Below are 13,822 nucleotides of genomic sequence, written 5' to 3'. Positions count from 1 at the left end.
GGCCAGAGACCTGGCTGGGTGTTTCCTCACGATCTTGGCTCATTCACTCAGACGCATACCGATTTCGTGTCCTGAGCTGGTTGTTGTCGTTGTCAGGGCATGGTGGGGATGGTTGAGGCTGAGGTGTGGGCGGCGGAGTTGGATGCTCTGCTGGTGCGTGTTGGGGGCCGGTTCGGGCGGGTGGATCTGCGGTGGCGGATGCGGGACTACGTGCGGGGGCTGCTGGCTCCGGTGGGGCGGAAGAACGGCTGGCAGCTGGCCGAATGGGCTGGTCACCGGGACCCTGCCGGCATGCAGCACTTGCTCGGCGGTGCCCGCTGGGACGCCGATGCCTTGCGGGATGACGTCCGTGACTACGTCGGCGAGCGACTCGGTCCGGAGGGTGTGCTGATCATCGATGACACCGGCTTCATCAAGAAGGGCATCACGTCGGCGGGGGTGGGCCGGCAGTACACAGGCACTTCGGGGGCCCGTATTTCAATAACTGTCAGCGACGGGGTTCCGCAGGGGTTGTTCGGGCGTGTAGCTGTTCCAATGTGCGGGCGGGCGATCCGGGTATCGGCGTGACGTGGATCCGGTGCAGGTCCAGGAGCCGTTTTGCATCCTGGTACTGGATGGACAGGTTGGTGCGGTTGACGCCCAGTAGTTGGGCCAGGAACGTCATGGTCACCGCTCTGCGGCGGTGCAGGATGGCTGCCAGGAGCCGGTGGGTGTGGTCCACGCTGCTGGTCTGTGGGTGGCGGTAGCTGCGCGGGCGGTGGAAGCGTCGCTGGAATGCTGCCTCGGCCAAGGCGTCCCAGAAAGGCTCCGAGACCGCCACCAAATACTCGAAGGCGGTTCGTGACATGCCGGTCAGGGCCGGATCGGTGAGCATCGCGGTCAGGGCCGGGTCGGTCCGGTGTGTCGTTGCCGGCGCGTCTGGCGCTCGCGGTGGAACGGGAGACAGTGTGTAGTTCCAGTCACCGTGGAAGGCGTTGGGCGTGATCGGAAGGGCGTGGAACTCGGCGGGTGTGACGCTGATGCCGAGGTCGTAGCTGCCTGTGTCCAGTTCGGCCCCGATGGTCAGGCCGGTCTTGGTTGTTGTGGCGGCGATGGTCTCGAGGACGACCTGGTAGCTGGTCAGCGGCCTCCCCCGCCAGTTCGCTGTGATGTGACAGAACATCCGGTGCTCTATCTTGTTCCACTTCGAAGTACCCGGCCAATGCCGTTGCTTAACTACTGGACCATCGTCGCGTGGAGCGTGATGGCTTTGGTGGGCACCTGGCGCACGGGGACGCGTGGCTGGTCCTTTGGTCGGTAGGAGTAGAGCGAGTTGGGCCGTTTGAGGAACCGGTCCGCTTCTCGGAGCCGGCGAGTGCCGTTGTCGAGTTTCCGGCGAACCTTCGCCGCCAGCGAGGCCAAGAACCCTTGGATCTTTGTCGGAGTATCGGTGTGGTGTCGAACCACGCTGCGGCGGGTGTGCTTGAGGACCTTGACGAACGAGATGCGGTCCGGGTCGATGCCGTGTCCGTCGGCAAGTCGCATGATGATCTGGGTCAGGCAGTGGTGGACGATCAGGTGCGCCCATACTTCCTGGCGTACCAGCTGCGGGTCGGCCGATCGCAGGACCTCCTGCCGGCCTCGCTGGAAGGTCTTGATCTGCCGGTAGGAGGACTCCACCTCCCACCTCTCGTGATAGAGGGCCGCCAACTCGGCAGCGGGGTAAGCGTCTTGGTCGAAGAGGTCGGTCAGCAGACGGATCACCTCGCCCCCGTCCACGCGGTACTCGATCACGCGGACCAGGACACCGCCCGGATGAGCCCCCTTCTGTCCGCCAAGGTTCATCCGGGCCAGGTAGGTGCCGTCGGGCAAGTGCCGGACCGGCCGGCGGGCGACACACGAGCGGGCCCGCAGCAGCAGGTGGGAGCCAGCGCCGGCGTACGCCTTCCACAGCTCAACCCCGGGGAACCCGCGGTCCATGATCACGAGCATCCCTGCGGCCGAGGCGGCCATCTCCACGGCCGGGTCGCGCTCACCGCTGTTGTAGCCACCCACCCGCGCGTCAATCGAGGCGTGCGTGCCGGTCTCGGTCAGCGTCACTACCCGCACCTGCGGAAACCCGCCCGGCTTCCCGCTGGAGTCTTTCGGCCCGCCGAAGGCGCGTCGGTTGGCGTCGTTATCCGGAACGTCGAGCAGGAAACCATCGACCGCCGCGAGACGCATCCCCTGGTAGAAGGACCCCGCCAGGCCGGTCGGGGCCAGTGGGCCGGCCAGGCGATGGAAGAGCCGTTGCAGAACCTCCGGGCCCAGACGCTCACGGGCCCGGGTGAACGAGGCCTTGTGCGGGATGCACCCACTCAACTCCGGCATGCCGCCCACCACATGCTCGGCCACATCATCGCAGGAATCCTGGTGAAAGAGCGCCAGCGCGAGCGTGAAATACACCATGAACCTGGCCGGCAGCGCACCCGGCCGACAGTCCCGCTTACGACACTCCGACAGGACCTCGTCCACCAGCTCCGGCGTCACCCACCGCGTAACCACGCCCAGCCGCACTCGCTCAGATACCCCAGCCCACGGATGCACACTAGACACAACGGCCCAACGGTCGGCCCGTCACGCAAAACCGCAAGAAACTTCAAGCAACGGCATTGAGTACCCGGCGGTAGGTGACAGACCGTGATCTCCAGGCCGCTCTCTCGTGCGAAGGTGGCAAGGTTGCTTTTCCAGGTCCAGCGGCGGGGGTCGTTGGAGCCGCCGGAGTCGGCGGTGATCAGGAGCCTGCCGGCATTCGGGTGGTCCGCCCGTCCGCGGTGCTGCCACCAGCGGCGGATGGACTCCACCGCGAACTGGGCGGTGTCGTGGTCGGTGCCGACGTTGACCCATCCGCTGTTGTTGGCAATGTCGTAGATCCCGTAGGGGATCGCCATGGGCTGCTCGTTGGTGGTGAACGTGTGGCAGTCCACCTTGATCGCGTTCTTGCCCGGCCGCCAGGTGCGACCGGGCCGGTCCCGGTTGCCGAGCCATTCCTTGGCCTTGGTGTCGACGCTGATCACCGGCTGGGCATCGTTGAGGAACGCGGCGGCGGTGGCATTCAGGTGGGTGAACTGGGCATCGCGGTCCGGATGGCTGATGCCCTCTGTTGTCTTCGCGGTTCCCTGCAGGCTGTAGCCCAGGGTGTGCAGCAGGTGTCCGACGGTTGAAGCGCTGATCGGGTGGCCCTGTGTGGTGAGGGTTGAGGCCAGGGCCCGTAACGACAGCGTGGTCCACCGCAACGGGGAGACGGGGTCGCCTCGGGTGTGCGGCTCGATCAGCGACTCCAGCGCGGGCAGCAGACCAGGGTCGGTGTCTGTCAGCCGCTTGCGGCCCGCACCTGGAGCCCGGACCCGCAGGGTCGGTGAGAAGCAACCGGCCAACTCGGCCATACCTCGCGCGATGGTTGCAGTGCTGGTGCCGGAGGCGGCGGCGACCCGGACGATCCCGCCGCGGCCGAGGGCCGTCGCCTCACTGGCCAGGTGCAACCGACGGCGGCGCTCATCGAAGTGCGGCAGGATCTGATCGAACTTGGCCCGCATAGCACGAGCGGCAACGCGTCCTGACAGACACGGGGTCATATCTCAGACTCCCACCAACACCCTTCTGCCGAGCACTTATTGAAGTACAGCTCCCGGCAGTACCGGTGTATTGGCGCTGGACGCCGACCGTGCCAGTGCCCTTCTTCACATCGCCGGTCTCGTCGACGACCAGCACCGCCCGGTCGTCGTGCAGGTGCTCCACCACGTAGCCGCACACGTCGTCGCGGACCTGATCGGCATCCCACTTGGCCCTGCCCACAGGTGCTGCATGCCGTCCGGAGTGGTCTCGCCAGCCCACTCGGCGATGGTCCAGCAGTTCTTGCGCGGCAGGTCGGCCAATAGACCGAGCACCAACCGCGCCGCCCTGCGCCGGGGTTCGACCCGGGCGAAGCGCCCCGCGATCCGGCCCATCAGGCCCTCGAACGCGTCCCGCCAACGGGTGGGTTCTATGCTGTGACCTGCGGCCACCGTCTCTTCGTCAGTCCACACAACTCACGATGATCAACGGTGGCCGCACCCGTCTCCACAACGCGTCAGGGTCGCGCAGTTCCGCCTGCCGTCCTGAGTCAGGAGGACATGTGCAACGTGGCGAAGTCTGGTGGGTGGAGTTCGACGAGCGGCGGCTGGTCGTACTGCTGGCGGCAGACGACGCGTCCAGGATCCGGGCGATGCAGGTCGTCACTCCTGCGGGCGTCGACATCAGCGGTCTGGGCGTCGAAGTGCAAGTAGGTGCCGTGGAAGGACTGCCCTTTGAAGGCGTGCTGCGGTTCGCGTTCCCGCGCCCGGGATTTACCCCCTGCACGTGGCTGACCACCGTGTCCCAGGACGACCTGATCGAGCGGGCGGGCGTCCTGTCCTCCGCGAAGCTCAGCGAGATTGAGGACGCCCTCCGTCTCGGCGAACAGGCGAGGGAACGGACCCCGGCGACAACCGCGAAGCTCAGCGAGATAAGGGACGCCCTCCGTCTCGGTGAACTCGGGTAGGCGGAGAGGCGCCACTCACCATCGAGATCACGATCTACGGCTGGAGTATTAGACGTCGTTTCATTTGGTGAGCCGGCGGTAGCCAATGAGGGCTGCGGCTATGCCGACGAAGGCGAGGAAGTGGTCGGCCTTGCGTTCGTAGCGGCGGTGCAGGCGTCGGCAGCCTGCCAGCCAGGACACGGTCCTCTCCACCACCCAGCGATGGCGGCCCAGCCGCTGGGAGGACTCGATTCCCTTGCGGGCGATGCGGTGCCGGATGCCGCGCTTGCGGAGCCATCGGCGCAGGTGGTCGTAGTCGTAGCCCTTGTCGGTTCGGGGCGGGATTTTGGGGGCCCGAGTGTCGGAGGCGGCCAGCTCAGCCACGGATACCGGCGCCAGCTCATGGGCTACGCCGCAGCCAACCTTGATGCCGCCGCGTGGATCGGCATAGACGGTGAAGAGGGACGTACCCGTCTAGCCGCGTCCCTTGACTACCTGACCAGGGCGCAAGACCTTCCCCAGCCCTGATCGTCGAGCAGCTGACGGCGCCCGGCGAGGGGCCGCGGCACGTGCCCCGGCCTCAGGCGACGCCCAGCCCGGTCGACGCCTACGAGGCTCACGGCCGGCGGCTGGGCGCAGCGCTACGCGCCATGGCGCACCCGGCCATCGCCGCGCGCCACGAGCCATGCGCCTGCTGTTTCGAGGTGGATTACCTCACCGTTGAACACGCGGAAATCTATGTCAGCCGGAGTAGACATTGGGTGGTGGTGTGGTTATGGTTTCTCTCGTAGCCGAGATCAGCAGGGCCTGGCAGAGACGAACTGCCGGGCAGTAGTACAGGTAGTTGCAGTTCGCAGGACGGTGCGGTGGTGGAGTTTCGAAGCCAGGGTTGTTGCAGGACGGCGACGGGACTGACGACCGGACCGGGTGGCCCGCAGTGATCAGGGGCTGCCGTGAGCAGGACCGCAGTTCACGCAGTGGCAGTACCCGCAAGTGCAGTTCGCAGTACCCAGCAGTGAAGTTAAGTGAGCAGCACCTCGGTGAAGGCGTCGGCTGCGGACGCGCGCACCGGGAAGTTCGGCAGTGGGGTTCTAAGCCAGAGCAGACGCAGGACGGGCGACGGGGCTGGCTGCCGAAGAGTGGCGCTGTCACAGGCCATAGAGCAGTTCGCATCACCAGCAGTACGCAGGACAGCAGTACCAGCAGTAGGTAAGTGATTGATCCCAGAGGGAAGAACGGAGGAGCCGAGCGCCATCAGGATCGCCCGGGCGGACGTCTTGAGCCCGGGTACCGCAGGACATCGATAGTGAGGTGGTCTCCGGTCAAGCAACCGCGATCCCCGCACTCCCGACAACTTCCAGGTCGGGTGGGCGGATACAGAAGGCCGGCGCAGTACCAGGGCCGGCAGATGGTGTAGCAGTTCCTTCGGGGCCCTGGTGCCATTGGCACCAGGGCCCCTCCACGCGTTTTACAGAGAGGTGCAAGTGACAGCAGACGACTCGTTCGGCCGTCTCGATGACGACGACTACCCCGCCTACACCATGGGCCGGGCCGCCGAAATGCTCGGCACCACCAAGGGCTTCCTACGCGCCCTCGGCGAAGCCCGCCTCATCACCCCGCTCCGCTCCGCAGGCGGACACCGCCGCTACTCCCGCTACCAGCTGCGCATCGCCGCCCGCGCACGGGAACTCGTCGACCAAGGCACCCCCATCGAGGCCGCCTGCCGCATCGTCATCCTCGAAGACCAACTCGAAGAAGCCCAACGCATCAACACCGAACACCGCCGCACCGCCGAATCAGCGAACCCCACGGCCGCAGCCTGAGACGGCTGAGACCTGCGGCTTTCCCGGCAACTTCGTCGCTGCTGTTCACGCACGTTGCCCGGAACGAGCGTCCCGGGCAATATCGCCACCAGGCCTCCGACCAGGGCCCGAAGCCCGGGTGTCACGACGGTGCCAACTGCTCGGGTGGCTTACGGGGTACGGGCCACGGCCCCGGAGGCGAACCACTGCACGAGGGCGGCGGCAAGGTGCACGCTGGCCCGCGCGGCGTCCAGGGTCTCCGGCACGGTGCCGGTCTGCTTGCCATGGCGGGAGGTCTGTCCGTCCCACAGCGCGCGCATCATCGCCTCCACCGGTGCGATCGGGTCCTTGCCGGCCGAGGTGGAGATGGCGGTGGTGAACTTGGCCCGCGCGTTGCCGATCTCGCCGAGCATGGTGCCGAGCGTCGCTCGGGCGTGGTTCGGCTGGATGACCGCGTGCGCGGCGGACTCGACCGCCTTGATGGCCTCGCCGTACGCCTTCCCCGGATCGGGGTGCAGCCCGTACGCGGCCTGCCACGCGATGGCGAGGTGCTCGGCTGCCGAGCCTGCCGTCGGTCTGGCGTCGGCCTCCGCAACGGTGTGACGGACCGCATCACGAATCGTCGGCGTGATGCGCTCCTCCAGGCCGTCTCCGGTGTCGTTGACGCGGTAGACGGAACCGGCGTGGTCCAGGAGGCGGGCGAGCCTGCCTTCAAAGTCGCCGCCCATGCCCTCGGTGTCTTCCCAGCCGAGGATCGTGTCGACCACATCGAGCAAGGCCATGTCGTCGAGGCTGAGCAGGGCGGACTTGGCGGACTCGTATGGGCCCGGTACGAGGCGCAGCCGCAGGCACACGTCGACCGCTTCTTCATCCATGCCGGGTCGGTCGGAGAAGTGACTGCCCACCCAAGCCCTCAGCTTGGCGTTTATGCAGCGTTGCTGTTCGTGATGGCTGCCGCGAGGTTCGGTTTGCCCTGTTTCCCGACGGGGTGCTGGCGTGCGCGGTGCTTGTTCTTCATGCCGGTTGGTCGGGCCGGGGCCTGCGGTGCTCGTTTTCGGTGCACCGGCCGGCTGAGGGGTTTTCCCGTGGAGGCGGCGAAATCCTCGACGGACACGCGCAGGTGTGAGGCGCCCTGAGCGTGCGGGCCGTTCCCAGGGTTTGCGGAGGTCTTCTGCGAGGGGCCGGGCGAGGCAGAGTTGTGTGTGGGCGCAATGACCAGCCAGGTCCAGCGGTCGGCGGCGGCCGGATCACGGAGTTTGGGAACAGTCCATCCCAACGTCTGCTTCATCACTCTGAAGGTGTGTTCAAGATCGAATCTGCGCAGGAATGCCTGCCAGAGCCGGTCCACATCCCCGGCGGTGGCGCCGGTGACTGACCACCACAGCCAGACTGGCCTGGGGCTGCGGTCGCCACGCAGGTGGTCGACCTGAAGACGGATGACCGTGCCTTCGATGACCGGCAGCTGTCCTTCGGGGTAGTTGGCCCACGCCGAGCGCCGGACCAGCAGCGGGTGCAGACGGTCCCAGGCAGTGGCGACGGCCTTCCCGTAGTGGGTGGTGTCGGTCAGCGTGGTGACGGACGGGACAGGCTGGGTGGCCGGATCCTCGAACTTGAACTCCGCCCCGCGCTTGGGCTTGCGCCCGCGTTTGCCCGCCGGCTGAGGCGGGGGCGGGAAGTACAGGACGCGGTCCGAACACATCCGGCCCAGCAGCTCCACGGGCAGCTCCGCGAGCAGGAAAGCCAGGCGGGTCACGTCATAGCCAGCATCGACGACGACCAGGACGGGCGGGTCGCCGATCTGCCACTGGCCTGCCACATACAGCCGCTGGAACACTTCCCTGACCTGGACGGCGGTGACGGCGATCTCGTCGTCCCACGGACACAGCCGGGCCACGTCCAGCATGGCAGTCCACGAAGTCCGCCCCGGGCTCCAGGGCGGCAACGAAGGAGTAGGGCCACCCGGGGATCATCTGGGCCGAGCCCCTGCCCCGACCGTATGTGTGGCAGAACAGCCGATCCGGGCTGGTATTCGCATCCGGCCGCAGCCAGTTGCTGACATCGACCGCCAGGACCAACCGCCCCTCAGCCGTCCGGGGAAGCGGCAGTCCCGCCAGCGCCCTGCGCAGCCGTGCCACATCCAGATGCCCGCGGTTCAGCCCCCCGTACAACGCACCATGCCCGCGGCGGTGCTCAGGCGCCAGGGACAACTCGACCAACGTCTTCACCGGACCGTCCACACACAACAAGGCGTCACCCAGCTCGAACAACGCGTCGCGCCGCTCGGTCAGGCACGCATAGAACTCCGTCCGGAACCACGACAGTTCGGCAAACGCATCCCGCGGGACACCCCGCTGCAGCAGACTCATCGCTCCGGCCTTCGTACTGGTCAAGCGCCTCTGTGACGGAGCACAGAATCAGGCGAAGGCCGCTCTCACGTCTGGCACTCAGCCGAAAACTCCAGCAAGTTCGAGGCCATGTTCGACCACAGACGATAAACGCCAAGCTCAGAGGCTGCAGGAGATGGCGTGGCACGCCGTCGTACGGAGCGTCGTCAAAGGGTTCGGCGTGGCCAAGGCGGACCGAGAACGGCTGGCGCGGCGTGGTGGCCATGGCGGGCCATCGTACCGGCCGGAGGTCCAACTGAGGGAAGGATAATGAACCTTATCCTTCCCTTGCTCCGGGTAGGCTGCCAATCCCGATCCGCGGGCGCGGACCGGGCGCCGGGGAGGGGCACATGGACGGGGAACTCATCACCGCGAGTGCGGCGGTCGTCGTCAGCGTCATCGGCACCGGGTACGCCGGCTGGCAGGCCCACATCGCCAGGAGGGCCGCCCGATCAGCGGAAGCGCAGGCACGGTCAGCAGAGGCGCAGGCGCACTCGGCAGAGGAGCAGGCGAGATCCGCCGAAACCCAGGCGCGGGCAGCCGAGGAACAGGTCGCCCTGATGCGCCGACAACTCGAAGCCGACGAAGCAGCGCGGCACGAGGCCGGCGGCCCGAACTTCTCCCTGTCGTTGGACCGGAGCAGACACCATCCAGGGCTGCAGCGAAGAGTGGCGGTGCTCAAGCTGAAGCAGGAGGACGGGCCAGCACTGGAGTCCGTGCGAATAAGCGTGAGCGGGCCCGGCGTCGCCGGGCTCCTCATCACGCGGGGCACCATCGGCGAGCCCGATGCCGAAGAGGACCTGGGGTCGATGGCACAAGGAGCCGTCAAGGACGTCCACGTCGCGCTCGAACCCTCCGCGGTCAACGACGGAGCAACCGCCAGGCTCAGCATTCGCTGTGACGACGGGACCGGTGTGTCCTGGCGCCGCGACTACTCGTGCGAGATCGTCCGGCGGCCACACGCGTACGGCTTCCACGGCCTCTAGGGAAGGGTGACCGAATGACCCTGCTGCAGAACCGTCCCGCCGGTGAGCTGGCCACGGTCCTGGCCGACCCGCGGGACGACTGGCCGCTCGAGGCCCGCGCACTGCGCCAGGAACTGCTGCAGTTCTACGGCGAACACGACGCGCTGCCCGACGTCGCCGGCGGCTGGATCGCCCGCTGGCCCTCCGCCAACACCCGGCGCACGTACGCCCGCGGCTTCCGGGTCTGGGAGGCGTACGTTCGGGAGCGTGGCGGTCACGTGCTCGCCGCTGGCTTCCCGCTCGCCGATGCCTTCGCCCGCCACCTGGAGACCGCCCCGACCTTGCGCCGAGTCAAGAGCGGTCGGTACGGCGAGATGGCGCCGACCGGCAAACCCCGCACCGACGCGTCCCGGGCGAACCTGCTGTCGGCCTGCTCCAGCTTCTACAGCTACGCCGTACGCGCCCGCGCCGCCGAGGCCGACCCGTTCGAGGCCGTCCTGCGTCCGATCGTCGACCCCGACGAATCCCCCACCGAGGGCCTGACCGAGGACGAGACGGCCAAGCTCATCGCGACCGCCACCGCCTGGTCCCCGCGCGCCGAAGCGCTCGTGAAGCTTCTGTACCTGATGGGCCCGCGCATCGACGAGCTCCTGGCACTCGACGCCGACCAGCTCGGCTACGACCGCGGCCACCGCACCCTGCCGCTGCGCATCAAGGGCGGCAAGATCCGCCCCAAGCCCGTCGTCCCGCTCGCCCTCGACGCACTCGAGCGCTACCTCGACGGCCGCACCGACGGACCGCTGTTCACCACCCGCACCGGAGCCCGGCTGCGCGAACCCGAAGTGTGGAAGCTGCTGCGCCGCCTCGCCGCGAAGGCCGGCCTCCCGCAGGCCGGCACCATCAAGCCGCACGTCCTGCGGCACGCCTTCATCACCGACTCCCTTGACGCCGGCGTCCCGCTCCAGGACGTCCAGGACGCGGTCAACCACAAGGACCCACGCACCACCCAGCGCTACAACCGGCGCCGCCGACGCCACGACACCCACCCGGGGCACACCCTCGCCGCCCGCATTTCCGGGCGCCTCGACGGGATCAAACCAAACAGCTAGACACGAGCTGGCGAAGTCCTCACCGGCTACAGCACCGGCGCTCTGCTCGCCGGTCTGGGCGCGGCTGGACTCACGTGCTCGTGCTGCACAACCTGATCGGCCTCTTGGGCTGGAGGCTTGCGCCCATACGACATGAGTGAGGCAGCTCACATGGAACACGCAGAGCATCCATCAGTGCCGCCCAGGGTCACGCCCTTCTACTTTCCCCGACGAAAGTAGAAGGGTGGCTACGCACAGCGACGCCACTGGGGTCGGGGCGCGCGCTGAGCGCACACAACTTGTGGTCCCCGGGCCGGATTTGTCGCGCAGCATCCGTAGACTCCTGCTCAACGCGCAAAAGGAGCCCTGCACCTCGGCGGGTTTCGTAGGCCACAAGCCGAGAGGACTCCTTGCGCGGTGTCCCAAGACGTCGGCATGACGAAAGGAACTCCGTATGGAAGAGAGTAGCCGCAAACGCTGTTCTAAGCCCAGGGCTCACCTGGACAGGTGGCGTGCCTCCACTCACCGCCACCTGCGGAAATGGATCGCCGTACATGGACAGAGTGTCCAGCATCAGCTCATCCACGGTGCGGCGTACACCCTCGGCAGCGGCGCGGTGAGCCTGATCATCGTGTGGGTTCAGAGCCGCTACTGATCATTTCGCCCCGTCGGAGATTCATGCGGCGGGGCGAAGTACTGCCAGGTGGGAGGTGCGGGTGCAGGCTCTGGACCTGTTGCGCGTCCTCTGTCGAGACCACCCCGGCGTGCATCCGTACGACGAGGTGGCCTGGGAGCGCCGTGACGTCGTCATGACCAACTGGCGTGACAGCTCGGTGAACTTCGAGCAGCGTGGCGTCGCGTTCCCCGACTTCTGGTCGGTGAACACGGTCAACATCGTCACCAGCAAGTACTTCCGCGGTGCGGCGTACACCCCGCAGTGCGAGACCGGTCTCAAGTAGCTGATCGACCGGATCGTGAAGACCTACCGGAAGGCCGGCAAGGACCACGGCTACTTCGCCTCGCCCGCCGACGTCGAGGGCTTCATCAAGACCAAGATGAAGGAAGAGGAGGAGATCCGCGCGCTGCGCGACGCGGGCTTCGACATGGACCTGGGCGGCAACGACATCACGTCCGTCCAGTACCAGAACGCCAACAACTTCGTCCGGGTGAACGACGAGTTCATGAAGGCCGCCACATCAGTCCCGTCGCCCTGACCGCCTTCTTCACTCGCCGCGCTTAGATCGCGCCGCTCGTACGCTCGCCTCCAGCGCGGCCATCAGGTCCACCGCCGGCACCGCCTCCACCGGCGACTCGGTCAGCTCGCCGCCGCTCGCCTTCGCCGCGATCAGCTGCTCGAGGGCGTGTCCGTACTCGTCGTCCAGCTCGCGCGGCTCTTCTTTCCGCTGTTCAAATCTGTCTCATGAGATGTGTGGTTCAGTCTCGATGCGTTGTGGTGGTACGAGACAGGTGAGCTGACGGGAGTTCCTCTCAGGTCCCTGGGAGGAGCGAGCGTGGATCTTGCTTTTGTGCAGTCTGGGCTGCTGGAGAGGTTCCTGGACACTGATGTCATCTCCGCAGCGGAGGTCGCTGCTCTGCTGAAGCGGCGGGGTGTGCTCGATGGGACGCCGGTGTTTCTCGACGAGGAGACGCAGATGCCGGTCCCGCCCCTGTGCGAGTTCGGCCGGTACCTGTCGACGGCCTTGCTGGACGAGAGCACGCTGAAGGACTACGGGCGGGCGGTCGGCCGGCTGGACGACTACCTGGCTGGCCTGGGCAGCGATGTGCTGTCGGCGGTGGAGTCGGATCTCGTTTCGTACCGCGACCAGCGGACCCGGTGGCAGGAGAAGCCGATCGGCGGGTCGGCGTGGGGCAAGGAGTCGTTTGTCCAGGACGACCTCTATGGGTTCCTCGTCAACAGGGGGCTCTTGTCGCACCGGCCGGCGAGGTTGGCGGCGCGGGGACGCAACGCGCTGGCGCCGCGGGTCCGGTCCAGCATGGACATCCGGCACCTGACATTTGAGCAGTACCGGTACTTGCGGGACGTGGGGTTGGGCGGCCAGCTGCCCAACGCCCAGGTTGACCAGAGCTTTCGCGGGTGGTCGCCGCTACGCAACCGGGCTGGCTCGGACATAGCTCTGGGGTCGGGGTCACGATGGCGGGAGTGGTCGACGGTGCTGCTTCCCGAGATCGGGCTTTGGCCGGGCATGCCGGGCGGGGCGGCCGAGTACACAGTGCAGGCTTGCGCGAAGTACGGCAAAGCCCGCACCGTCTACGTCCCCGAGGATGCCGTCGCCTCCGCGGACCTGTTCTGCTTGCTGGAGCGTCCGGAGATCGTCCGCCGGGCTGCCCGGACTCTGGAGCGCAAGGCCCGCGACCTGTTCGTGGTGGGCGAGGTCGACGTGGCCGGCGGCCGGGTGCGGGGCATCCTGGACGGCGTTGTGCGTGAGTTCCAGATGTCGGCCATGCCTGCCAAGCTGCGGCGGATCACCGTCTATGAGGGCGCGTTCGGCCTGGAGGCGTTGTCCCTGTTCGTCTGCCGCGGCGGGCTGATGCCGGGGGCGGACGCCTGGAAGAACTACCGCCACCGGGCCTGGACGCGCACGAACGCGCTCGCCGACGAGACCACTCCGCATCTGCCCGCTCGACGCTGGAGATGGCACGACCTAAGGCACACCTACGCTCTGCAGCTGCTGACTTACCTGGAGAACATCATGGACGGCCGGGAGCCAGACCTGCAGGCCCGCCGCCGTCGGCATCGCTCCTACCTGACCGGACACATCCGGCACAACCCCCTGCTGATCGTCAGCCGCCGACTCGGTCACGCCAGTCCGGAAACCACGTACCAATATCTCCAGTACACCGACGACTTGATCGACGAGTTCGAGGCCGCGTTCGCCAGCTGGGTCGGGGACGACGAGGCGACCTACGCTCAGATCGCCGCGCACGCCCTGTCCGACACCAAGGGCCGCCGCTGATGCCGGCGGCACGCAAGTCGGGCCGCAGTAAGCAGGAGCGCGAACGGCTTCTGGCAGCTCTGGCGAACCCGGTTCCGGCGGGCGGCGCCGGA

At 67.3% G+C, this 13,822-nt stretch carries 8 protein-coding genes and 7 pseudogenes; 8 read left to right on the top strand and 7 right to left on the bottom strand.

What is annotated here, in order from left to right; genetic code table 11:
* Positions 1-108: 108 nt before the first annotated feature.
* Positions 109-468, top strand: a pseudogene (locus OG883_RS42105) (transposase); the annotation flags it as partial.
* Here OG883_RS42105 and OG883_RS42100 read toward each other — a convergent pair.
* From OG883_RS42100 to OG883_RS42085, 4 genes and pseudogenes are all read right to left on the bottom strand, one after another.
* A pseudogene (locus tag OG883_RS42100) lies at positions 468-1,198 on the bottom strand (ISAzo13 family transposase); the annotation flags it as partial. The pseudogenes OG883_RS42105 and OG883_RS42100 overlap by 1 nt on opposite strands.
* 17 nt (positions 1,199-1,215) lie before the next feature.
* On the bottom strand, positions 1,216-2,493 hold the full coding sequence (locus tag OG883_RS42095; protein ID WP_266553303.1) for an IS4 family transposase: 1,278 nt from the start codon (positions 2,491-2,493) through the stop codon (positions 1,216-1,218).
* A gap of 140 nt (positions 2,494-2,633) precedes the next feature.
* Positions 2,634-3,593, bottom strand: a pseudogene (locus OG883_RS42090) (ISAzo13 family transposase); the annotation flags it as partial.
* Positions 3,514-3,965, bottom strand: a pseudogene (locus OG883_RS42085) (transposase). The pseudogenes OG883_RS42090 and OG883_RS42085, both read right to left, overlap by 80 nt.
* Before the next feature lie 167 nt (positions 3,966-4,132).
* Between OG883_RS42085 and OG883_RS42080 the strand changes: the two are divergent.
* Positions 4,133-4,537, top strand: a complete 405-nt coding sequence (locus OG883_RS42080; protein WP_266552923.1) for a type II toxin-antitoxin system PemK/MazF family toxin — start codon at positions 4,133-4,135, stop codon at positions 4,535-4,537.
* 60 nt (positions 4,538-4,597) lie between these two features.
* Here the strand turns inward: OG883_RS42080 and OG883_RS42075 are convergent.
* A pseudogene (locus OG883_RS42075) lies at positions 4,598-4,846 on the bottom strand (transposase); the annotation flags it as partial.
* Positions 4,847-6,000: 1,154 nt separating this feature from the next.
* Between OG883_RS42075 and OG883_RS42070 the strand changes: the two are divergent.
* Positions 6,001-6,339, top strand: a complete 339-nt coding sequence (locus OG883_RS42070; RefSeq protein ID WP_266552920.1) for a MerR family transcriptional regulator — start codon at positions 6,001-6,003, stop codon at positions 6,337-6,339.
* A gap of 149 nt (positions 6,340-6,488) precedes the next feature.
* On the opposite strand, the gene OG883_RS42065 is transcribed toward OG883_RS42070, so the two are convergent.
* On the bottom strand, positions 6,489-7,193 hold the full coding sequence (locus tag OG883_RS42065) for a hypothetical protein (RefSeq protein WP_266553338.1): 705 nt from the start codon (positions 7,191-7,193) through the stop codon (positions 6,489-6,491).
* A gap of 156 nt (positions 7,194-7,349) precedes the next feature.
* Positions 7,350-8,684 (bottom strand): annotated as a pseudogene (locus OG883_RS42060) (NF041680 family putative transposase); the annotation flags it as partial.
* 368 nt (positions 8,685-9,052) lie between these two features.
* Between OG883_RS42060 and OG883_RS42055 the strand changes: the two are divergent.
* From OG883_RS42055 to OG883_RS42035, 5 genes and pseudogenes are all read left to right on the top strand, one after another.
* Positions 9,053-9,688, top strand: a complete 636-nt coding sequence (locus tag OG883_RS42055; RefSeq protein WP_266552917.1) for a hypothetical protein — start codon at positions 9,053-9,055, stop codon at positions 9,686-9,688.
* 14 nt (positions 9,689-9,702) lie between these two features.
* Positions 9,703-10,776, top strand: coding sequence for a tyrosine-type recombinase/integrase (locus OG883_RS42050; RefSeq protein WP_266552914.1), 1,074 nt, complete (start codon positions 9,703-9,705; stop codon positions 10,774-10,776).
* 433 nt (positions 10,777-11,209) lie between these two features.
* On the top strand, positions 11,210-11,410 hold the full coding sequence (locus OG883_RS42045) for a hypothetical protein (RefSeq protein ID WP_266552911.1): 201 nt from the start codon (positions 11,210-11,212) through the stop codon (positions 11,408-11,410).
* Positions 11,411-11,564: 154 nt separating this feature from the next.
* Positions 11,565-11,945 (top strand): annotated as a pseudogene (locus tag OG883_RS42040) (hypothetical protein); the annotation flags it as partial.
* 321 nt (positions 11,946-12,266) lie between these two features.
* Positions 12,267-13,730 carry a hypothetical protein gene (locus OG883_RS42035; protein WP_266552909.1) on the top strand — a complete coding sequence of 488 codons (1,464 nt, stop codon included), beginning with the start codon at positions 12,267-12,269 and terminating at the stop codon, positions 13,728-13,730.
* Positions 13,731-13,822: the final 92 nt, after the last annotated feature.

The sequence above is a fragment of the Streptomyces sp. NBC_01142 genome (assembly GCF_026341125.1).
Lineage (GTDB): Bacteria > Actinomycetota > Actinomycetes > Streptomycetales > Streptomycetaceae > Streptomyces.
This window is presented reverse-complemented; position numbering and strand designations above follow the sequence as displayed.

Coding starts and splice junctions, on each gene's coding strand:
- OG883_RS42045 (WP_266552911.1), top strand. CDS start 11,210: ATGGAAGAGAGTAGCCGCAAACGCTGTTCTAAGCCCAGGGCTCACCTG.
- OG883_RS42050 (WP_266552914.1), top strand. CDS start 9,703: ATGACCCTGCTGCAGAACCGTCCCGCCGGTGAGCTGGCCACGGTCCTG.
- OG883_RS42055 (WP_266552917.1), top strand. CDS start 9,053: ATGGACGGGGAACTCATCACCGCGAGTGCGGCGGTCGTCGTCAGCGTC.
- OG883_RS42065 (WP_266553338.1), bottom strand. CDS start 7,193: ATGGATGAAGAAGCGGTCGACGTGTGCCTGCGGCTGCGCCTCGTACCG.